Origin of the sequence: Proteus sp. G2609, assembly GCF_963896135.1 — a bacterium.
Classification (GTDB): Bacteria; Pseudomonadota; Gammaproteobacteria; order Enterobacterales; family Enterobacteriaceae; genus Proteus; species Proteus mirabilis.
The window spans coordinates 37,799-58,357 of the sequence record NZ_CAWQNB010000025.1 but is presented as its reverse complement, the minus strand read 5'-3'; the positions used below and the strand labels follow the sequence as shown (position 1 = coordinate 58,357).

At 36.9% G+C, this 20,559-nt stretch carries 18 protein-coding genes; 7 read left to right on the top strand and 11 right to left on the bottom strand.

The window, feature by feature from the left end; translation table 11 throughout:
* Positions 1–92 precede the first annotated feature (92 nt).
* Positions 93–383, bottom strand: coding sequence for a phage holin family protein (locus AACV01_RS06830; protein ID WP_004249433.1), 291 nt, complete (start codon positions 381–383; stop codon positions 93–95).
* A 506-nt stretch (positions 384–889) separates the two neighbouring features.
* Between AACV01_RS06830 and AACV01_RS06825 the strand changes: the two genes are divergently transcribed.
* The 4 genes from AACV01_RS06825 to dhaM all read left to right on the top strand — a co-directional run bounded on the left by AACV01_RS06825 (position 890) and on the right by dhaM (position 4,654).
* Positions 890–1,150 carry an ogr/Delta-like zinc finger family protein gene (locus AACV01_RS06825; protein WP_004245624.1) on the top strand — a complete coding sequence of 87 codons (261 nt, stop codon included), beginning with the start codon at positions 890–892 and terminating at the stop codon, positions 1,148–1,150.
* A gap of 294 nt (positions 1,151–1,444) precedes the next feature.
* On the top strand, positions 1,445–2,509 hold the full coding sequence (gene dhaK, locus AACV01_RS06820) for a dihydroxyacetone kinase subunit DhaK (RefSeq protein ID WP_004245625.1): 1,065 nt from the start codon (positions 1,445–1,447) through the stop codon (positions 2,507–2,509).
* Positions 2,510–2,541: 32 nt separating this feature from the next.
* Entirely contained in the window at positions 2,542–3,174 is a 633-nt protein-coding gene (gene dhaL / locus AACV01_RS06815) for a dihydroxyacetone kinase subunit DhaL (protein ID WP_004249430.1), read from the top strand.
* A gap of 31 nt (positions 3,175–3,205) precedes the next feature.
* A complete protein-coding gene (gene dhaM, locus AACV01_RS06810; RefSeq protein ID WP_104836743.1) occupies positions 3,206–4,654 on the top strand; it encodes a dihydroxyacetone kinase phosphoryl donor subunit DhaM in 1,449 nt (482 codons plus the stop codon).
* An 86-nt stretch (positions 4,655–4,740) separates the two neighbouring features.
* Here the strand turns inward: dhaM and AACV01_RS06805 are convergent, their stop codons facing one another.
* The 10 genes from AACV01_RS06805 to AACV01_RS06760 form a co-directional block, all read right to left on the bottom strand.
* Positions 4,741–5,541, bottom strand: a complete 801-nt coding sequence (locus tag AACV01_RS06805; RefSeq protein WP_423809444.1) for an MrpH family fimbial adhesin — start codon at positions 5,539–5,541, stop codon at positions 4,741–4,743.
* A 39-nt stretch (positions 5,542–5,580) separates the two neighbouring features.
* The gene (locus tag AACV01_RS06800; protein ID WP_052715540.1) at positions 5,581–6,117 is read right to left on the bottom strand and encodes a fimbrial protein; all 537 of its coding nucleotides are present in this window, start codon (positions 6,115–6,117) and stop codon (positions 5,581–5,583) included.
* Complete coding sequence (locus AACV01_RS06795) at positions 6,117–6,608, bottom strand: fimbrial protein (protein WP_046334917.1); 492 nt, start codon at positions 6,606–6,608, stop codon at positions 6,117–6,119. Before AACV01_RS06795 ends, AACV01_RS06800 begins: the two co-directional genes overlap by 1 nt.
* A 15-nt stretch (positions 6,609–6,623) precedes the next feature.
* Positions 6,624–7,100, bottom strand: a complete 477-nt coding sequence (locus AACV01_RS06790) for a fimbrial protein (RefSeq protein ID WP_046334916.1) — start codon at positions 7,098–7,100, stop codon at positions 6,624–6,626.
* 3 nt (positions 7,101–7,103) lie between these two features.
* The gene (locus AACV01_RS06785) at positions 7,104–7,844 is read right to left on the bottom strand and encodes a fimbrial biogenesis chaperone (RefSeq protein ID WP_080942633.1); all 741 of its coding nucleotides are present in this window, start codon (positions 7,842–7,844) and stop codon (positions 7,104–7,106) included.
* Positions 7,845–7,885: 41 nt separating this feature from the next.
* Positions 7,886–10,384: a fimbria/pilus outer membrane usher protein gene (locus AACV01_RS06780; RefSeq protein WP_046334914.1), complete on the bottom strand. Its 2,499-nt coding sequence runs from the start codon at positions 10,382–10,384 to the stop codon at positions 7,886–7,888.
* Positions 10,385–10,479: 95 nt separating this feature from the next.
* Complete coding sequence (locus AACV01_RS06775; RefSeq protein WP_060554874.1) at positions 10,480–11,073, bottom strand: fimbrial protein; 594 nt, start codon at positions 11,071–11,073, stop codon at positions 10,480–10,482.
* Between the two features lie 853 nt (positions 11,074–11,926).
* Positions 11,927–13,204, bottom strand: a complete 1,278-nt coding sequence (locus AACV01_RS06770; protein ID WP_046334913.1) for a sigma-54-dependent transcriptional regulator — start codon at positions 13,202–13,204, stop codon at positions 11,927–11,929.
* Positions 13,182–15,557 carry an ATP-binding protein gene (locus AACV01_RS06765; protein WP_004245629.1) on the bottom strand — a complete coding sequence of 792 codons (2,376 nt, stop codon included), beginning with the start codon at positions 15,555–15,557 and terminating at the stop codon, positions 13,182–13,184. The genes AACV01_RS06770 and AACV01_RS06765 overlap by 23 nt, the downstream gene beginning before the upstream one ends.
* Positions 15,558–15,614: 57 nt before the next feature.
* Positions 15,615–16,901 carry an ABC transporter substrate-binding protein gene (locus AACV01_RS06760; RefSeq protein ID WP_004245630.1) on the bottom strand — a complete coding sequence of 429 codons (1,287 nt, stop codon included), beginning with the start codon at positions 16,899–16,901 and terminating at the stop codon, positions 15,615–15,617.
* A 312-nt stretch (positions 16,902–17,213) separates the two neighbouring features.
* Here AACV01_RS06760 and AACV01_RS06755 point away from each other — a divergent pair, with 312 nt between their 5' ends.
* The 3 genes from AACV01_RS06755 (at position 17,214) to AACV01_RS06745 (ending at position 20,552) form a co-directional block, all read left to right on the top strand.
* Positions 17,214–18,551, top strand: a complete 1,338-nt coding sequence (locus AACV01_RS06755; RefSeq protein WP_004245631.1) for an MFS transporter — start codon at positions 17,214–17,216, stop codon at positions 18,549–18,551.
* A gap of 62 nt (positions 18,552–18,613) precedes the next feature.
* Positions 18,614–20,065, top strand: coding sequence for a pyruvate kinase (gene pyk, locus AACV01_RS06750; protein ID WP_046334912.1), 1,452 nt, complete (start codon positions 18,614–18,616; stop codon positions 20,063–20,065).
* Between the two features lie 220 nt (positions 20,066–20,285).
* On the top strand, positions 20,286–20,552 hold the full coding sequence (locus AACV01_RS06745; RefSeq protein WP_004249427.1) for a DksA/TraR family C4-type zinc finger protein: 267 nt from the start codon (positions 20,286–20,288) through the stop codon (positions 20,550–20,552).
* Positions 20,553–20,559: the final 7 nt, after the last annotated feature.

The following is a 20,559-nucleotide window of genomic DNA, read 5'->3' as shown; positions in this document are numbered from 1 at the left end:
CTTAATTCCCTATGATACGAAACCACACAAATATCATAAAATACAAATATAACGCTCAACTTATTGATTATTGATAATTAATCATTGGTCACTTAGTTTTTCTTCCGTGAAAATAGCTCATTTCCTTTTTTCCTTAGCCAAATTTCGACAAGTTGATAACCGGCGATCCCCAGGGCAGAGCCGATCCCCATAACCGCAATAGGATGAATACCCGGCCATAAAATCAACAGAGCACCTGCCACAACAGAAACCGCTGATCCTAGGATGATCCTGCCAATAAATAGTCGTAATGTGATAACTTCATTAGCAACTAGCATCTTCCCTAATGCAATAAAAGCGCCAACAACTACCAATGATACTAGTGTGTGATCATATTCATCCATGAATATACCTCGCATTCGCTTACAGTATTTAGCCGTAAAAAGAACCCTCACCTCCTAGTATCAATCAGATAATCTGTATGGAATATGCAAGATCCTTTTGCTCAAGGATAAATACAACGTCCTTTTGTACTATCCTTGCCCACTTCCTTGTTAATTTGTAATAGGTTATCCATTACCTATTTTTCTCCACATATTAGTCATTACAACAAATTAAATAATATTTAAATTCAATACGTTGTATCTCCACATGTAGGTTTAACGTGAAATCATTATCTATAAATTTTGTATTTTATACTAGTAACTTTGTTCGGTTATTGTCGGTTAATGGTGTTTAACCGAGGTTAACCGAATTATTTTTAGTCAAATAAACAAATAAACTTGTTTTTCATGATAAAAATCAGTTAACAACAAATTAAAATACAAAAAAACAATAATATTACTGGTGATTGTACAAACTTAGGCTAATATAGAAGGTGGTGATAGGTTGATAATAAAGAGAAAATACCATGCGTGTTTTAACAATTTACTGTCCTGAATGTGGTGAAAAAGCGATGATAAAGAAAAGTAATCGCAAGCATAAAGAGTTAACAGATCTTTACTGTGCCTGCCGTGATCCGCTTTGTGGGCATACCTTTGTGCTAAATCTTACCTTTAGTCATACTCTAAGTCCCAGCGCCAAAAAACAAGATGCCCTTTTATTAGCAATGATAAAAAATCTCTCGCCACAGCAACGAGAAAAAGCCTTAACCTTGTTACAAGAGATATAACACTTTTTTACTTACTCTATTTTGCCTTGATTTTATGATCCTGCTCCCATTCTGGCAGGTAAATAAGTTAACTGGTTCTTATATAACCATAAATGATGTAGATTTAATTTAATCCAACAGAAACATTCTTATATCGCTTATTAAAGCAACATAACAATTCAACAACCACAGAACGCTGTTTTGATTAAAAAAGCCATAAAATGAGTCATTCCTTTAATCAGAATTTGTCGAAATCTTATGTAACAGCACTCTGTTACATAAAATTTCAATACAAGTTTCAAATGGAGTATATAGATGAAAAAGCTTATTAATCGTGTTGATGATGTTTTATCAGAACAACTGCAAGGTTTTGCTAAAGCCCACCCTGAAATCAATCTCCATCCCTCTTCTTTTTATGTCACCCGTCATGATGCCCCCGTAAAAGGTAAAGTAGCCCTTTTATCTGGAGGTGGCAGTGGACATGAGCCAATGCATGCCGGTTTTGTTGGAAAAGGCATGCTTGATGGGGCATGTCCTGGTGAGATCTTTACCTCACCAACCCCAGATAAAATGTACGATTGCGCAAAAGCAATTGATAGCGGTGAAGGCGTATTAATGATCGTTAAAAACTACACCGGTGACGTACTCAATTTTGAAACTGCGACAGAGCTACTACATGATGAAGGTGTAAAAATTGCTACGGTATTAGTTGATGATGATGTTGCGGTTAAAGATAGTCTGTATACCGCCGGTCGTCGTGGTGTAGCGAATACCGTATTAATGGAAAAATTGCTAGGTGCTGCAGCTGAGCGTGGCGATACACTCGATGATTTGGTTAAGCTAGGTCATCAAATTAATAATAATGGTTTTTCTATTGGTATTGCACTACAGGCTTGCACCGTACCTGCTGCAGGAAAACCCTCTTTTACTCTCCCTGAAAATGAAATGGAATTTGGCGTTGGGATCCACGGAGAGCCAGGAATAGACCGCCGCCCATTTACTTCATTAAATGATACCGTTGATGCAATGTTTAATACTCTAATTGAAAATGGTCACTATCAGCGCACCATTCGCAGTTGGGATCGAGTCAATGGTGATTGGATTGAAGAGACACAAGAAAAACAGCCACTAAAATCAGGCGATCGTGTTATAGCCCTAGTCAATAATCTTGGCGCCACTCCCCTTTCTGAATTATATGGTGTTTATCATCGCCTTGCCCTGTGCTGTGAAAACTTTGGTCTTAACATCGAACGTTCGTTAATTGGCTCTTATTGTACATCGCTCGATATGTCGGGGATCTCAATTACCTTATTAAAAGTAGACGACGCGCTACTTACTTTGTGGGATGCACCCGTTGCTACACCTGCGATGACAAAATAAGTTTTCCTATAATGATAACTAAGGATCAGAAAATGGTATTAACTCATCATCAAATTATTCTTTGGCTACAACAATGCGCTCAACTTTTTGAACAAAACAGTGACTATCTCACCGATCTTGACCGTGAAATTGGCGATGCTGACCACGGCTTAAATATGAATAGAGGCTTCAAAAAGGTAGCGGAGAAATTACCTGAATTTGCCGATAAAGATATTGGTTTTATCCTTAAAAATACCGGTATGACATTACTGTCTAATATTGGTGGTGCCAGCGGTCCTCTTTTTGGCACCTTCTTTATTCGTGCCGCTAAGCCCACCGCATCATTACAAAGTCTCGATGTAAATCAACTTTATGAAATGACTAAAGAAGGTGTTGATGGCATTGTCAGTCGCGGTAAAGCACAACCAAATGATAAAACTATGTGTGATGTTTGGTGGCCTGTGGTTGATAGTTTAAAGCATGCGAATGACCAAAGTTTATCTATAGAAGATGCTATCGATAATGCACTGAAAGTTGCAGAAAAAGCGGCGGAGGAAACTATTCCTATGCAAGCGAAAAAAGGCCGTGCCAGTTATCTTGGTGAGCGCAGTATAGGACATAAAGATCCCGGCAGTGCCTCTGTGGTATTGATCCTCCAAGCGCTGTCTAATGCTATCCACGCATAATCATTCACAATATAATCAAGAGAGGTCTGCCATGATTAATATCGTGATTGTTTCTCATAGTAAACATCTTGCTGAGGGTATTGAGGCGTTGGCGAATCAAATGCTTAACCCAACGCATTGCCGATTAGCCATTGCCGCAGGTGTTGATGATGAAGCGCACCCTATTGGTACTGACGCTGTTAAAATTATGACGGCGATTGAATCGCTCGCCGAAGCTGATGCCATTATTGTTATGATGGATTTAGGTAGTGCCATACTCAGTACAGAGACAGCAATTGAACTGCTTGATACAGAATTAGCGCAAAAAGTGACACTATGCTCAGCTCCGCTGGTAGAAGGAACATTAGCCGCTGTTGTCGCAGCGTCATCCGGAGCTAGCTTAGAAAAGGTTCTCGAAGAAGCCAACTATGCACTAACCCCTAAAAAGATGCAATTGGGTGAAAACATGGGTGGCTCAGAGCCAAATGATGTCACGCCTTCTATTCAAATGCACGGCAAAGAAGCTCATTGGGTGGTAAAAAACCCTCATGGTTTACACGTTAGACCTGCAGCGACACTGGTTGAGCTACTGTCAAAATTTCGTGCTGACTATCAATTAATTAAGGGAGATAGACGCATTAATCCCCTTAGTTTAAATCAACTTTCTCTTATTCAAATTCGTCAAGGTGATGAAATAACCTTAATTGCTTCAGGGGAACAAGAAAATGAGGCTATTGATGCCTTTTTAGCACTGGCTAAACAAGGTTTTGGCGAAGCATTACCGGATGAACTCACGGAGCAAAGTTTAACCGGTACTCTTGTACCCGCTTCCCCCATCAAGGGACCGGCTTTTATTTGGCATGAGCTAGAATTAGCCCCTATTGAAAATTTATCTGCACCACTCGATAGCACAATACAAATTGAGCAATTTAATCAAGCGATAAAAGATACACTCAATGATTTGAAGCACTATGCTGAAAAAGCCAATCACACATTAGGTGAACAAATAGGCGCTATTTTTAACGGCCATATCATGATGCTGGATGATGAAGAATTACTCACCAATGTTATCGATCGTATTAAAACAGATAACGTTAGCGCTCAGCAGAGTTGGACGAATGAAATGAAAGAACGTATCCAACTCTACCGTACTCTCAGTGATCCTTATTTGAGAGCACGGGAGTTAGATCTTCGTGATCTGCGCAATCAAGTTCTTTACCATTTACAACAGAAAACGCCTCCTAAATTTACCCCATCACAACCCTCTATTTTAGTGGCTAAAGAGTTATTCCCCTCGACATTAATTCAGTTTGATGCAACTCAATTATTAGCCATTACCTTAGCTGAAGGGGATAGTTGTTCTCACAGTGCCATTATCGCCACGCAGATGGGGCTACCTATGTTAGTTCATTTAGGTGATGGATTATTAAAAATAAAAGAAGCACAAGAATTAACCCTTGATCTCAAGAGTAGTGAATTAATTATTGAACCAATAAGTTAATCAGTATAAATAAAAAAACCCGCACATAGGTGCGGGTAAGTCAACAAATATACTATCATTAACAGGTCATATCGACTTTTTTATTATTAAGGTATAGATAATACCAGTGTCGTTGAACCACTGAAATTACCTAATGAAGGCGTGCCTACTGTTTTTAATATAGATTCAACATAAATATAAGTGTACTCATTTTTTTCCGTATGAACGGTAAGCCCTTTTATAATAGGGATATTATTTAATCTTAAATAGGAGCGAATACTACCATTTGGTGTTAGTTTTAAATAATCCTCTATTAATGAGCTTGATATTTTAATATACATATCTTGGTTACAAGTAATAGTAAATACTTCACTAACACTATGATTATCCACTTGAGATGGATCTAATCTGCCATGGGACAATGTCAAGTTACTCGCATTAAATGCACATCTACCTTCTGGTGGCGGAGCAACACCACAGACTCCATTCGGGACTATTTGACCATAACCGCCCTCAGGTGCTTGTGTTAAAAAGAATCCAACACACTCATCAGTAGTAATATCGCCAGCATGCCTACTGGAATTAGACATAGGAAGAATTAATCCACACTCATTCTTTAAATAATCCACAAGTGCTTTTTCATTAGGAAGCGATGAAACATCTTTCCGACAACGCCAAGGTGCTCGGTCTGGCGCTCCTCCCATCGTTGCCCCTTGATGCAAGTGGTTGATATGTATGTAACATTTCGAATCAATACCAAACCTCATATGACATGGATTTGGAGTTGAACTACTGGCATTCCAATATTCCATTATAAAAGAATAAGTTGTTTCTGGGGGACTGACCCCCGTAATATAAGAAAAATAACTTGCTTTAGTATTAAATATTAATAATGAAAGCGAAATCATCCATAACATTAAGAACCTATGTAATAATTTCATAATAAATTACTCATATTTTAAAGAAAATATGGCCTTAGCCGTAAAATACCCGGGATTAATAGTTTTATCTGCAATACCTTTTGAGGTAGATTTTAAATTAGCACCAAAATTCAGCTCAATATCACCAGTATGAGTAATATTATATAGCTTACTAAACTCACCTAATGTTATGGAATTACCTTCTTTGGTCGTAATCTCAATACCAAGCTCTGGATTATTAGCACTATCATCTAATGCTAATAACCCTAATAATTTAGCATGAGGTTTCCCATCAAATTTAACTTTCACTTGTTGGGCGATGGAAGGATCGCATTCAGATAAATTAATTTTAAAACTTTTTCTCTCAATTTGGGTATTATTATTATATATATCACTCAGTTGAATTTCACCAAAATCAACTTCAAATTGAGTATCTTCTGGTAAGACTTTACAAGGAGTATTAATTAATGAACCGTGGATCTTTAAGTTATCAGAAAAACTAAAGAATGAAGATAGTAGTAAGAAAAAACCAATTATATAGTAAAAAATACGTAATTTCCTCATTATTGATACTCCACAAATAAAGTACCAGAAGAAGAGAAATCACCCGTTTTTAATACACTATTTTCTTTTTTAACTAATACAGCCCATATCTGTTCTGGATGATTAATATCCACGGTATATTTTTTATTTAATTCTATAATATCCCCCCCCATCATAAACTTAATTGCTAAATCGTCTATATTGGTTTTCAACCCATTGATATCAAAATTGCTTTTATCACCATTAATCCATAAATATGTTTTTAAATTATTTGAATTACTTTCACAAGTAATTTTATAATTCAGTTCTCTTTTCTGATCATATCCTTTAATACTTTTAGTCGAAATTGGACCAAAACCAACATCAATAACATTACCATTGTTTACTTTACAGGGTGGAGCCGTAAGTAAATTACCATGCATATAAATTTTTGTGCCAAATTTCTGATTAGCATTACCTAAAAAAGAGAATAAAAATAGAAAAAACATAATCATAATTTTATAAATATACATTTTTTCTTTTCCTTATTAAAGGTACATTAAATTCATAGTGGCATGTGCGTAAAATTCCCCACTACGTAAGTTAGCGCCTTTTTTCTTAATTAAAACAGCATAAATATCTGGTGGTGTCTTATAATAAATTGAGATCCCACTTCCCATACTAAAATCTTTATTACCATTTTTGAATGAAATAAATAAATTATCGACGTTAGTTTTTAAATAATATCCTTCACTATCCCCATCAAATGTCATCAAAAATTTGGGATTACCACCAGATTTACAATTTATATTATAGTTAATTTTTCGTTTATAATACTCACCTTCGATTTTATCGATATAAACATCATTAAAATCAACATCTATCGTTTGGCCATTGTTAATAGAGCAAGGAGAGGCCTCCACACTCCCACTAACATTTAATTTCAAAAATCCTGATACAGCCCATACAGAAGATGATAAAAGGCTCAAAAAGATAAAAAATATTATTCTTCGTAGTATATTCATAAATTATCTCTTTTTGTTATCACCACTAACTATGCAACGATTTCCATTACATTGAAATGTGATTTCAACTAATCCACCAAAATCATTAATATATTCAATTTTTGTTGCTTCTCCTAGGTCGATAATATTATTTCCTAAAGAATGTTCTCCAAAAGGCTCGACCATAATAGCCTCAAAATCCTCTACTTCTTGATTATTTTTTTTAACTTTTGTTATTGTCAGATAATAAGGGGAAGGATTTTTTATATTATAGTGGCTACCTTGTTTTTCCAGTATAAAATCTTTTTCCATTGGGTTTGCTTCTAAACGATTTGGCACCACAATACTTTTAGGTCGATAAAACATTTTTATTTTAGTTTGTAATGCTATTTGTAAAACATTTGGTGAATCGCTACGTGGTGGTATTTCACGAACATTAAGATAGTAAATACTTTCTCTATCTGTAGGTAATGTCTTTATAGCAGGTAATGCTTGAATTTTTATCTGACTTTTATTTCCAGCTTCAATACGTTGCACTGGAGGTGTAACTACAAAAGGTGAATTTATTTTTTCATCTTGACTATTCTCCAGCCAAGATTGTGCTAAATAAGGTTTAGATTTATTTTCATTTTCTAACACCATGCTGACTGAACGCTCACCTTCATTATATAATACTCGTGTTCTATCCAATGCAATAGCGGCATAAGTAGATTGAGAAAAGAGGCTAAGCATTATAATAGCACTAAGCATTTTTATATTTTTCATATCATTCACCATTAAATTAAATATAACTTGTTGACTTGAAATTATTTACAAAGAAGCAATAAAGTATTGCTTAAATTATTTTCTAATGTTTCAGGTAATTGAAATTTACACATTCCATTTTCCCATTTAATACCTAATGTTTCTCCCGCTTTAACTCCTGATAAATAAACAAAACCATCATCTGATATCATTCCCACTTCAATATTATTTTTGTTATAAACACTCGCACCAAAAGGCGGAAAACTATGATCAGCAGCACGGGTAATGACGGCTAGCACTTTCTCACCTTCAATCACATTAAATTTACGATAACCAATAGCCCCTTCTGTTAAAGTGGCATATTGTGATGATTGTACCGCATCTGCATTTTCTGGTAATTGGTTAATATCAATAGAAATATTACTACGAGAATAATTTTGTCGAGCCATTAATACCGCTTTACCATGACGATTCGTTTCTACTGGTACTAATCCTGTTTTTATTGGTATATTTGCAACATGATTGGTATCAACTAATATTCTAGAACTTCCCATAGTCGAAATACGATGTATCGCTCCACCTTCAGGTGTAAGAGTTATACCTCCCATTAACTGCATAGATAATGCACTTTGATTCCCTTCTGTATAAGTTCCACTTGCAGATAATTTTGCTAAATTACCATCATGAGTATAAAAACCTGAAAGATTCGTTTTATTGCTATCCCACGTTCCTGCGGATAAATTATAATTACTTTTTTCATCTAATCGCTCATAGTAATTTACTGTATTACTGGTACTTCGACGATTAAATGAGCCTGAATAGCTAACATTAGCTTCATTACGTTCAATAGGTATACCTAATGAAACATAAACCCCTTCATCATTATTCTGTGCTGATTCCACTTTATAAGCAGATAAATTAACAGATATGTTTTTAAAATTAGCCCAATCAAAATAACTAGAAACAGTCATACTATAATTATTTGTTGATGGACGATTCCAGTAGGTTTGTCGTGAGTAATTTAAGTAGGTATTAATATGATAATCAGGAAATGCTGTACCAAAAATAATACTATATAATTCTTTCCCGCTATCGATAGTCACACCTCGATAGCGCCCATCTAAAAATTGCGACATACTCATATAATCGCGTTGAGAAAAACGATACCCTGCAAAAGTTATCTGACTATTAATTTCATCGAATTGTTTCGAGTAAGTGACATTATAAGAGGTGCCCGAAAGGGTTTTATCACCAAAGTAGTGCCCCATTTCAGCACGGGAAGCTGAAACATTAAAAGATAATACGCCAAATGGTGCTAAATCTTGCCCCACACCTAATGCAATATTTTGATATTCTGTTGATGCTAATAAACCACCATATAACGTTGTATTATTCATTGCCCCCCATGAAAATGAGCCTAATGAAAAAGCAGGACCTTCCGTATCATGCTCATTTTTAGTTGGCTTACCCATAACAAATTTATATAAAAATTGTCCAGGTCGTGTCAGTGTCCCTAATCGTGATGTTTCCATCTGATAATTTTGCACAGAACCGTCTTGCTCTTCGATAGTAACATCTAAGGTACCGCCCCCAAAAGCATTTACATCTTGAATACGAAATGGGCCAGGGCTGACATCATTTTGATAAATAATTCGGCCATCTTGGCGAACAATAACGGTTGCATTAGACTTAGCAACCCCAGCTATTTCTGGCGCATAACCTTGTAAGCGGGGAGGGATCATCGCATTATCACTTTCTAATGACACACCAATATAACGAAAGCTATCGAACAACTCAGATGCTAGATATTGCTCACCTAACATCAATTTAGCGCCTAGAGATCGAATAGCACGAAATAAATAAATCTGATCCCAACGCCAAGATTTATCGCTACGATTTAGGTTTCCTCCTGATGCCTGCCAATCAGCGCGCAAACGCCAAGCCCCCATATTAATGCCCATGACACCATTAATATTAGTACCTGTTTTCGTGCTTTTATCATTGCTTTCATTGCGAATTAAACGGCTGGACATATTATAATCAATAAATGCCCCTGCGATACCATCATCCCAACGTGAAGGTGGATCCCAATTCGGATCTTGATACTCCATAAAAGCCTGTGGAATACTGATATTAAGCATACCAGTGTAAAGATCACCTACCGCACTCATATTTGGAATAGACCGAAAATCAAGACACTGCATACTATTTGTTGTTAGCCAAGTGACTTTCTTTTCCCATTCAGGTTTTAAACCTAACAATGGATAGGCCTCTGTGGTAATACATGGAAGTGATAATTTATTATCGTAGTCTGGTACAAAAAATAAGATTGATTCTTCGTTTTTTATTCTTTGTTTATTTACAGCTGTAGCTAATAGGTAGCTACCCGGTTGAATATAATTAGCATAAGCAAATCTAGAAAAATCCGTATTTTCAACACCGGTGTCTGTTAAAAAATCGGTATTAAAATCGACAGCATCTTCAGCAAAAATAGGTAATGAAAGAGACGAACAGAGTAAAATGATTATCTTTATGTTGTTTTTTATTTTCTCATATTCCATCTCGCACACCATCTCCTGTACTCTTAATAGAAGATAAAAACAACAGTTAATCAATATGTGGTGCATGAGCACCACATAATTTATGGATAAATCTATTACTGATAAATCACTTTGAAGTTAGCTACAGTATCAAAAGAACCTGTGGTTGCTTTCTTATCCTTAGCTTCATTACCTTTTACATAGGCTGAAAATTGAAGGGTAGTCGTTGTACCATCACCATTATTTAATGATTTACCCTCAGTTGGGAATCCTTGACCAAAAGTAATTGGATTATTAGCACGGTCTGTGATCACAATACCCGCATTCTCAACTTTGCTTCCTAATCCCAATAACTCACCTGTATAACCTTCAAAACCACTTACTGTTGAACCAGTAAAAGCAACTTTTGCTGTTTTATAGGTTTCTGTAGAGCAGTTTTTTAATACGATATCGAAATTCTCACTATCTGAACGGAAGTTGTTGGTAGTCAGTTCATGTAATGCGATTTCGCCGAATTTTACTGTTTGATTTAAGTTATCGTTATCAATAGAGCAAGGAACATCATTAATAAATCCTGTAAAACGAATGGTACCTTGACTACTTTCTGCTTGTGTTGTTGGATTTGTTGGTTCTACTGGATCTTCTGCAAAAGTGGGGGCAACAACTATCATAGATAAAGCTACGCCTAATGCTAATTTATTAAATTTCATATCTTTTCCTTAACGCTCAATAAAGTTTATTGATATTTATTAGAGATAAGCCTAGTAAATAATAAATAAAAATATAAAATCATATTTTTATTTAACACTATCATTACATTGTTAAATATTAAAAAAACACAAACAATAAATGATTATCATATTTTGATAAGCAATTTATATATTCATAATAATTTTTTAATACTATGTTATTACTTATTAATATAGGTGAAATTGAAACTAAAATAGGTTTAAAAACATAATTTAAAAACCTACCTTTTGTTAAAATGATCTCATTCTATTGTTATTCTGTCAAAGCTGAATAAGACGTCCTATTTTCACCTAAACAATAATTTATTATTAACTAGTCAATAAAAGATAAATATCAGATAAAAAAGCCATAAAGAAAAAAATATAAAATTTTTATATTAAAAAAAAACCAAATAACTATAAACACCTAAAAAGAGTAAGTTAGAATTAAAAATTACAAAAGTAAATAAGCCTCAATAAATAAATCAAAAAAAATAAAATTTTTAGTTTTAAAAATCAAAAAAGAAAGAATCACGAGTTATTTAGCAAAAATATGCTTATGTAACGTTTTTTATTTTATTTTCTTTAGATAATCTAATTCTGAAATATAAATATATATTCCTATCTATTTAAGATAATCTCTCGTTGATAAAGTGATTAAGTGTATTGTATAAACATATTAATTTATCTATATAAGATAATCCATTGATGACTCAATTAAATTTATTATATAAAAGCAACAATTAAACAACATTTAAATTATAATAATAAAGAAACGTTATTAACGTTTCTTTATTGTTTACCTTATAAATAATAATTGTATTAAATAATAATATTAAATTTTTGGTTTATAGCTTTCTTTATCCAGTTCATGCTTTTTCATGCGTAAATAGAGTTTTTTACGTGGGATACCTAAATAATCAGCCACATCGCTCACACGGCCAGCAAATAAATAGAGTGCATCTTCAATTAAGCGACGCTCATAATCATCAACTAAGTTATCTAAAGGCCCTTCAGGGGGGATAATGGCACGATGTTGCTCACTATCAACCATTTTCACAATACCAACAGCATAGAGTTCAGCGACATTCCGTAGCTCACGAATGTTTCCAGGCCAATCATAACGTTTTAATATATCGAGATAATTACGATCAATTTTTGGTACGGCGATCCCAAGCCGCTGAGCACTTTGCCGTAAAAAGGCTCTAAATAGAGGAATAATATCCGGGCGTCTTGCGCTTAATGGTGGCAAAGAAAAAGTTATTTGCGAAAAGTAGTAATAGAACTCAGGTATCAATCGCCCTTCAGTGACTAATTGCTGGGTATTATTTTCTAAAATCGCGATCGTTCTAAATTGACGCTTACCCTGCCTTTCCATATCTAATAGGTAAGCACTTAACCAACGTTGTGCACCAGAAGGTAAATCATAAGGGGAGCGTAAAATCAGTGTGCCGACTTCCTCTTGCTCTATTTGAGCAATCAGTGGCTTAATATCTACTAAATTTTGACAATCTACCGTAGTCACCGCTTTATCGCTGTGAGGACTTAATTCATGTAATAACTGAGCGAGTAGATGTCGCCCTGTCCCCATCTCACCTTCAATCATTAAGTCTTTATCAATATCAGCAATTTGCTGTACTTGCTGTCTAATGGCGGTAATTTGCGCACTATCGCCAACTAAACGCTCTTGAGTCGTGGTGATCATCGTTTTTCTAAGTGAAAGAAGTGATTTTCGCTCTTTATGTGCTTTAGCAACTAACTCTAAAAATAGCGGTGGATTAATAGGCTTTTCAATAAAATCATAAGCGCCTTTTTTAACGGCCTCTACAGCAAGGGGTATATCACCGTGGCCGGTGATCATAATCACCGGAATACGAGGATCAATTTGTTGAATACGTGCTAAGACTTCCATGCCATTCATCGCAGGCATGTAAATATCTAACACTACCGCACCTTCATATTCTGGTGTCAGCAGACTCAATGCTTTTTCTGGCGAATCAGTCACTCTGGCAACCATTCCGGCAAGATTAAGCAAATGACGATAAGATTCGAGAATATCCTCATCATCATCAATTAATAGTACATCAATATCAGACAGCAGTGACTGTGTCATGAGTAAACTCCAAAACAACCATTGCACCGCCATTTAATGCCGATGCTAAGTAAATTTCATAACCAAACCGTTGCATAATAGAACGGCAAATCGATAGCCCTAACCCTAGCCCAACATCTTTGGTGGTGGTAAAAGGGGTGAATAATTTTGGTAAAACATCAGCATTAAATCCTTTGCCACTATCGGTAATGCCCACTCGTTGATATTTAGCTTCATCCGATAATAGGTCGACGCTGATCTGACTTTCGCCCATTCCTGCGACCGCATCCATTGCATTAACAAACAGGTTAACTAAGACCTGCTCTATTTGTGTTGGATCGGCACAAATATTCAGTTCACTGGGGATATTATTGATAATGGTGCACTGCTCTCGTTTAGAGCGCGATTCCACTAATACCATGGCACTTTCCACCAGCCCCTGTAACGGCGCTGAAACATAACTGACTTCAGATGAGGATTTTTTAGAAAAATTACGTAATGCCGTAATGATCCTATTCATACGAGCACATAATTTTTCAATACGCTCAATGGGATCAGGAAGTTGGTCATATTTCTCCATCTGTAGTGTTAATTTAACGCTATATAAGTAGGTATTAATGGCTGAAAGCGGTTGATTTAATTCATGTGCAAGACTGGTCATTGCTTGTCCTACTACAGCCATTTTGGCCGCTTGCACTAACTCTTCTTGTGTCTGAATTAAGTGTTTTTGTGCTTGTTCACGACGCACAATTTCTTCATTTAATTGTTGGTTCTTTTCTTGTAAATCTTGGGTTTTTAATGCCACAAGATGTTTTAATTCTAATCGACTTAATTCTTGGCGAGTAATATCCGTGATCGTCACAATATATTTATGCTCGTCTTTATGAGGATATTCGCGAATATTAAATTGCAGAAAATGAGGCTTTCCTTGTTTTACCATGCTCACAATAGACTCACTTTGCCCAAACAAATAAAGCGGACTTGTGGGACTAAACTGCGCTCTTAATATCGTATTGGCTTCACCACTAAATAATAACCATAATGGTTTATTGCTCTGTTCATGACCAATACCTAATAAAGTAGCAGCACTGGGATTGACGGTTTCCATACGTCCATCATGATGACAAGTAATTAAACTGGCATCGGTATTATTAATCAGATTCAGGGCATTCGTGGCTTCAACTTCTTTCATTTGACGCCAAAAGCGCCGCAAACGGCGACTTAATAATCCAATTTCATCTTGCCCTTCAATTAATACAGGCTCTGTTAAATGACCTTTAGCAACATGGGCGAGATCATCACTCAACTTATTTAATCTAGCAATCAGTCGCCTATCTATTAAGATTTTCATGACAATAATGCTGAGCAATAGTGAAGCAACGACAATTAAGATAATGACAATTTTTCCCGTTGCCATCAGTTGTCGCGTATTATCATTGAGCTTATTCAATGCTTCACTGGTGGCAAGCACATTACTTCTTACTGCATTATCAAACTGAGATAATTTTTCATTTAATTTAGGGGTAAGTGCTTTAAGTTTTTTTTCGGTTTCGACATCATCAATCAATGTTTGATAGATATCACCGTCAAAACGAGTGATCGCAATAATTTCTTGCAATACTTGGCGATGAGCAATGGTAGAAGGATAGCTTTTTAATTTTTGATTTAAAGCGATAATTTCATCAATTTTGACACTTATATAGTGAAATGCGACATCAATATCACGGCTATAGCGTTGATGTGCAATTTCTTCCACTAAGCTAATTAATTCATTTTCTGTAGTGAATAACTCTTGAAGTAACGTTGATTCTAAAAGCAGTTGTAAGCTATTTTCCTGCACATTTTTTTCATTAAGCATTTGGCTGACATGCCACTCAATTTCATTAAGTAGAGGCTTAATATCTTCACCTACCGCATCATGCATCCAAGCCAATTGACCTAAAAGCTGTGCTAACCTATTTTCAAGTTCACGACGTTTATCTAATAAAATATCTTGCTGCTCAATTAAGTTTGATAAGTCATCCACTAATTGATTATAAAAAGTGCGTTGTGATTGTTGCTCAATCGGAAACTCGCGCAGATTATCTAATAGTTGATAAATTTGCTGTTTTTGTTGTTCTGAAACTGATTTACGTTGTGTTTGCTCACGCTCTTTTAATAGCATCTGTAAATTAGTGCTGTAACGCTCCATATTATAGCTGGTGGTTAACATAGGTAAGGAGTCACCAACAGACGCATTGATTTGAGTGGCTAATTTTCCCCACATAAAAAATATCACCCCACCAATCAATAAAGTGAGTAACGAACTAAAGATAAACGCCAAATAAAGGCGTCTACCGAGTTTGCCCGATTGCTTAGGCATTAATATCTGCATCCATCATACCTTTCAAAAAAACAGTATTTTCAACTGTATATCTGAACCACAAGGCGGTTAGGGAGATTTAGTTTCTTTCAATAAAACTAATGCTTGTTCAAGTTTTTCCGCTTCTAATGTACGCCATTGGTACAATACGGCTAACGCTTGATCTGAATATTCCCGCTGATCGGCTTCTTTCATAAATAAGGCTTGTAATGTCGGTGAATTAGCTTCTTTTTCGCTAATTAGCACTGAACTGGCTATTTTTCGGGCTTGATTGGTTGCTGCGATCCGTTCTGGTGATCGATTTTGTTGTTTTTCTGCCTCGTGGATCTCATTCCAAACTTGGCGCATTAATGGAAAATTATGGGTGATCATTTGATCAAAAAGAACATTGACCACTTCGCTACGGCGATAGGCTTCATTACTGTTTAAAATAAACTCAGTATTATTAGCAAGCTCATCATTATTACGTAAAATTTCTTTGCTAAGGGGGATCTTCGCCATATCACTTTTATAGATAATCTCTTGTCCTTCATCCGATAAAAGAAAGGCGATAAATTTGGCCGCAGTATCTCTTTTACTGCTTTCAGCCACAATAGCGACATAAGCAGGTAAAATAATTGATTTATCAAAATAACTAAAATCAACAAAATCAAAGCGTTTTTGGTGGTTAAAAGCGTAATTATCAATAATAGGCCCCGCCCCCACAATACCTCTGGCAATAGCGTCACTCACTCGTGAACTACGTGCCGATATCGAAGAAAGGTTACCACTGGTTTCTAGTAAAATTTGCCATCCGCGCTCCCAACCATACTCTTGCAGCACATTTTCAACCATCAGTTGCATCGTGCCAGAGTTGGCTGGTGTCGTCATAGTTAAGTGCCCTTGGTAAATCGGATCACTTAAATCAATCCAACTTTTAGGTGCCGGAATACCTAACTTTTGCAAGTATTGTCTGTTACTCATGATCCCAATACCTGAATAACCCACCGTGGTTATTTTGTCATTTAAGATATCACTATGACGAGTTAGCCATTTTGGTGTTTCATAGTTAATCGGTAAGCGCGCGAGTAGTCCTTCTCTATCTAAATGATGAAAAAAATTAGCCGAAGAGGACATCACTATATCAACAGGTTGCGTAGGATACTGCTTCATCATCCGTGTAGCGATCGCAACACGCCGATAAACCACTTGTACCTTAGTTTCAGGATAACGAGCACTAAAAGCTTCGGTAAGTGGTCGCATAGGTGTATCTGAAAGTGTCGTCAGTATAACCAATGGCTGCTCATCACTTTTTGCTGGAGTGATAAACAGCCAACTAAATAATAGTATGAGGCTAAAGATTATTTTTATTCTCATGACATACCCCTGATTTTGTGTTGAATAAACCTAAAAATGTGTTGAGCATCAAATTTCTGATATTTAGCAATATTTATTATTTTCAGTGAATGAGTCCTTAATGACCCATTTTCGATGATGATACGACGATATATTCACTCATTTTTAGTCCAACACCTAATAGCAATGTTACAAATTTGACTCACCGATTCAGCAGAATGTGTCAGCTCTGACTCAAATTAGCGCTTTTGCCCTCTGATGGCCTAAATGAATAGCATCTGCCCTGAAAAACAAAATCAGCTTCAGGCATGAATAATATTCGGAGTCATCTCTATGTTAAGTTTCTTTAAAACCAGAAAGGATCTGCCGCTAATCGAAGCGTCCAATGAAAAGATCCGCTCAATATATAAAAAATATCAGTGGCAGGTTTTTCTTGGGCTAGTACTAGGTTATGCCATGTTCTATGTGGTACGTATGGCACTTGGTGTCGTTAAAAAGCCGATGCTAGATGCCGGTATTGTGACCACTGCAGAACTGGGTTTAATGGGGTCGGCGTTCTTCTTTACCTATGCCTTTGGTAAGTTTTCCAATGGCTTCTTGTCGGATTATGCCAATATTGGCCGCTTTATGTCCATCTCGCTGATTGCGTCCTCTTTTGTTTGTATCTTTATGGGAATGTCGACTGCGAGCCTATTCTTCATCTTATTGTGGGGAATTAATGGTTGGTTCCAATCGGTAGGATCTGCCCCTTCTTGTGTGTCTATTTTCCAATGGTTTTCTCCGAAACAGCGCGGTACAGTCTATTCTATCTGGGGTGGCTCACGTAATATCGGTGAAGCAATCACTTGGATATTAACTGCGACCATAGTGAGTTTCTTTGGCTGGCGTGCCGGTTTTATCGGTGCAGGTATCGCAGGTATTGCAGCAGGTATCATCTTACTGATGATCTTAAAAGATCGTCCTCGTACTTATGGTCTACCTGATCCTGCCAGTGCATATGGTGAAGAGTCAGAAGCCGTTAAATCAAGTGATCCAAAAGAAACTCGCCGTGCTCAATTATTTGTCCTAAAACAACCTACCGTATGGATCATCGCTGCAGCTTGCGCTGCCATGTATATTTCACGCTACGCAATCAGTTCATGGGCGGTGCTTTATCTGCAAGGCTCAAAAGGCTATTCACTGATTGATGCTGGCTTTGCTATGTCAACTTACCCTATTGCGGGCTTCTTTGGTGCCATCTTAGCCGGTATGGCCTCTGACAAGCTATTTAATGCTAATCGTCATATCCCAACACTTATTTATGGTATCGCCAATATTGCCGGTTTCGCCCTCATGTTCTGGGGTCCACAAAGCCGTGTTATGGATGCCATTGCATTAAGTATGATTGGTTTTGCTATGGGCGGACTGGTGGTGTTCTTGGCGGGCTTAACGGCTTGCGACCTGATGCCAAAAAACGCAGTAGGTGCAGTAAAAGGCTTTATCGGACTTTTTGCTTATATTGCCGCATCCGCTCAAGAGCTTGTTTCTGCCTCGCTGATCAAAGTCACGCAAGTCGGTGATATCACTCACTATGATTTCACAACGGTACAGTATTTCTGGATTGGTTCTGCCATCGTGTCCATGATCTTAGCTACGCTGGTCTGGAATGCGAAAAAAGTCACCATGGATTAATAAATTAAGTTGTTATCAAGGGATACTTTTCAGTATCCCTCTTTAAAAAAGAGAATGTCACTATGCGTAAGACAAAAATTGTTGCGACTCTTGGCCCTGCTAGTTGCTCAGAACAGATGATTGAAAAACTGATTTTAGCTGGCGCTAATGTATTTCGTTTAAATTTTTCACATGGTACTCGCGAACAGCATCAGTCCACAGCCGCAACTATCCGTCAGGTCGCAAAAAAACATCGTGTATTTATCGGCATTTTAGCTGATCTGCAAGGCCCTAAGATCCGTATAGCGAGTTTTAAAAATAATGCTATTCAATTAACACAAGGGGATAGTTTTATCCTCAATGCAGATTTAGACAGCACACAAGGCGATGAACAACAAGTGGGGTTAGATTACCCACAACTTGTACAAGAAGTCACACCAGGGAATATTCTGTTACTTGACGACGGTAATATCCAATTAAAAGTCCGTGCAGTAAATAATAATAATATTGAGACAATGGTCACTGTCGGTGGAAAATTATCTAACCGTAAGGGAATTAATTTACTCGGCGGCGGTTTATCCGCACCAGCCTTAACGGACAAAGATAAGCAAGACATACACACAGCAGCCGCTATTCAAGCAGATTATATAGCCGTTTCTTTCCCTCGTAATGGTGCAGATATTGAATATGCCCGTCGTTTAATTGTTGCTGCTGGCAGTCAGGCAAAAATTGTTGCCAAAGTAGAGCGTGCAGAAGTCGTTTCATGTCAAGCCAATATGGATGACATTATTCAAGCATCGGATGTCATTATGGTAGCGCGAGGGGACTTGGCGGTTGAAATTGGCGATGCCAGTCTTCCTGGTGCACAAAAACAGTTAATTGCTCGTTGTCGTGCTCTAGGTTGCCCGGTTATTACAGCCACCCAAATGATGGAGTCCATGATTGAAAATCCCATGCCTACCCGCGCGGAGGTGATGGATATCGCTAATGCAGTAGGTGATGGCACAGATGCGGTGATGCTTTCTGCAGAAACAGCCGCAGGTAAATATCCTGAAGAAGCCGTTCGTGCAATGGCTCGTGTTGCAGAAGGTGCAGAGCGCTCTTTTGCCGCCAATGCCGAAAACCCATGGCAATCCCCTTCTTACTATTCACAAACAGGCCGTTGGATTGCTTTAGCGGCGACCACAGCAGCTTTTCATAACGATAAACATCTGAGCGTTGCTGCTTTAACTGACAATGGTCAATCAGTCACGCTTCTATCGCGCTTTATGCCAAATAACAATATCTATGCATTAACAGATAACCCCGCACTTGCTGGTCAGTTGACTGTATTACGTGGTGTAACGCCTGTCACTTATCAACGTCAAAATAATAATGATGGTGATGAAAACATCATGCAAAAACTGCAAACAGAAGGATTATTAACAGATATTCACTCACTCTTAATCACCCGTTTATCGACCTTTGAAAAAACCGGTGAAAGTGACTGTTGTCATCTGGTTCCGGTAAAACAAGTTACAACAGCTTTAACTTAATTGTCTGTTATCAAATAGCTTATGAGAGAGGCAACCTGAAGAGGCCAATAACAAGAAAAACAGTATAGCCAATTATTTTAGCCACATGGAACGTGGCTATTTTTCTTTTTAATGTACCTAACCATCATTATCTATCAAAAAATAGTGCTCCTAGCTGTTGTTTTTTTCGACAGCATCCCAATATTAATTCCTATATTCACTGTATTAATAGGAGAATATGATGGCAAGTGGATGGGCAAATGATAGTGCTGTTCAAGAACAAATTGATGCCACTATTGATGATGCCATTGCAAGAGCGCGTAACCAAATGACTCAGGGAGAAAGTGCTGAGTTTTGTGATGAGTGTGGTGAAGCAATTCCATTGGCTCGGCAAAAAGCGATTCGAGGGGTTCGCTATTGTATTAACTGCCAAGAAGCGATAGATAAAAAATATAATACCTTTAGTGGCTATAATCGCCGTGGTAGTAAAGATAGCCAACTCAGATAATGAGCAC

Excerpts from the sequence above, each read along its gene's own strand:
- dhaK (WP_004245625.1), top strand. The coding sequence starts at position 1,445 with ATGAAAAAGCTTATTAATCGTGTTGATGATGTTTTATCAGAACAACTG.
- AACV01_RS06770 (WP_046334913.1), bottom strand. The coding sequence starts at position 13,204 with ATGACACAGTCACTGCTGTCTGATATTGATGTACTATTAATTGATGAT.
- pyk (WP_046334912.1), top strand. The coding sequence starts at position 18,614 with ATGCGTAAGACAAAAATTGTTGCGACTCTTGGCCCTGCTAGTTGCTCA.
- AACV01_RS06830 (WP_004249433.1), bottom strand. The coding sequence starts at position 383 with ATGGATGAATATGATCACACACTAGTATCATTGGTAGTTGTTGGCGCT.
- AACV01_RS06825 (WP_004245624.1), top strand. The coding sequence starts at position 890 with ATGCGTGTTTTAACAATTTACTGTCCTGAATGTGGTGAAAAAGCGATG.
- dhaL (WP_004249430.1), top strand. The coding sequence starts at position 2,542 with ATGGTATTAACTCATCATCAAATTATTCTTTGGCTACAACAATGCGCT.
- AACV01_RS06755 (WP_004245631.1), top strand. The coding sequence starts at position 17,214 with ATGTTAAGTTTCTTTAAAACCAGAAAGGATCTGCCGCTAATCGAAGCG.
- AACV01_RS06790 (WP_046334916.1), bottom strand. The coding sequence starts at position 7,100 with ATGAATATACTACGAAGAATAATATTTTTTATCTTTTTGAGCCTTTTA.
- AACV01_RS06805 (WP_423809444.1), bottom strand. The coding sequence starts at position 5,541 with ATGATTTCGCTTTCATTATTAATATTTAATACTAAAGCAAGTTATTTT.
- AACV01_RS06800 (WP_052715540.1), bottom strand. The coding sequence starts at position 6,117 with ATGAGGAAATTACGTATTTTTTACTATATAATTGGTTTTTTCTTACTA.
- dhaM (WP_104836743.1), top strand. The coding sequence starts at position 3,206 with ATGATTAATATCGTGATTGTTTCTCATAGTAAACATCTTGCTGAGGGT.
- AACV01_RS06745 (WP_004249427.1), top strand. The coding sequence starts at position 20,286 with ATGGCAAGTGGATGGGCAAATGATAGTGCTGTTCAAGAACAAATTGAT.
- AACV01_RS06775 (WP_060554874.1), bottom strand. The coding sequence starts at position 11,073 with ATGAAATTTAATAAATTAGCATTAGGCGTAGCTTTATCTATGATAGTT.
- AACV01_RS06765 (WP_004245629.1), bottom strand. The coding sequence starts at position 15,557 with ATGCAGATATTAATGCCTAAGCAATCGGGCAAACTCGGTAGACGCCTT.
- AACV01_RS06760 (WP_004245630.1), bottom strand. The coding sequence starts at position 16,901 with ATGAGAATAAAAATAATCTTTAGCCTCATACTATTATTTAGTTGGCTG.
- AACV01_RS06785 (WP_080942633.1), bottom strand. The coding sequence starts at position 7,844 with ATGAAAAATATAAAAATGCTTAGTGCTATTATAATGCTTAGCCTCTTT.
- AACV01_RS06795 (WP_046334917.1), bottom strand. The coding sequence starts at position 6,608 with ATGTATATTTATAAAATTATGATTATGTTTTTTCTATTTTTATTCTCT.
- AACV01_RS06780 (WP_046334914.1), bottom strand. The coding sequence starts at position 10,384 with ATGGAATATGAGAAAATAAAAAACAACATAAAGATAATCATTTTACTC.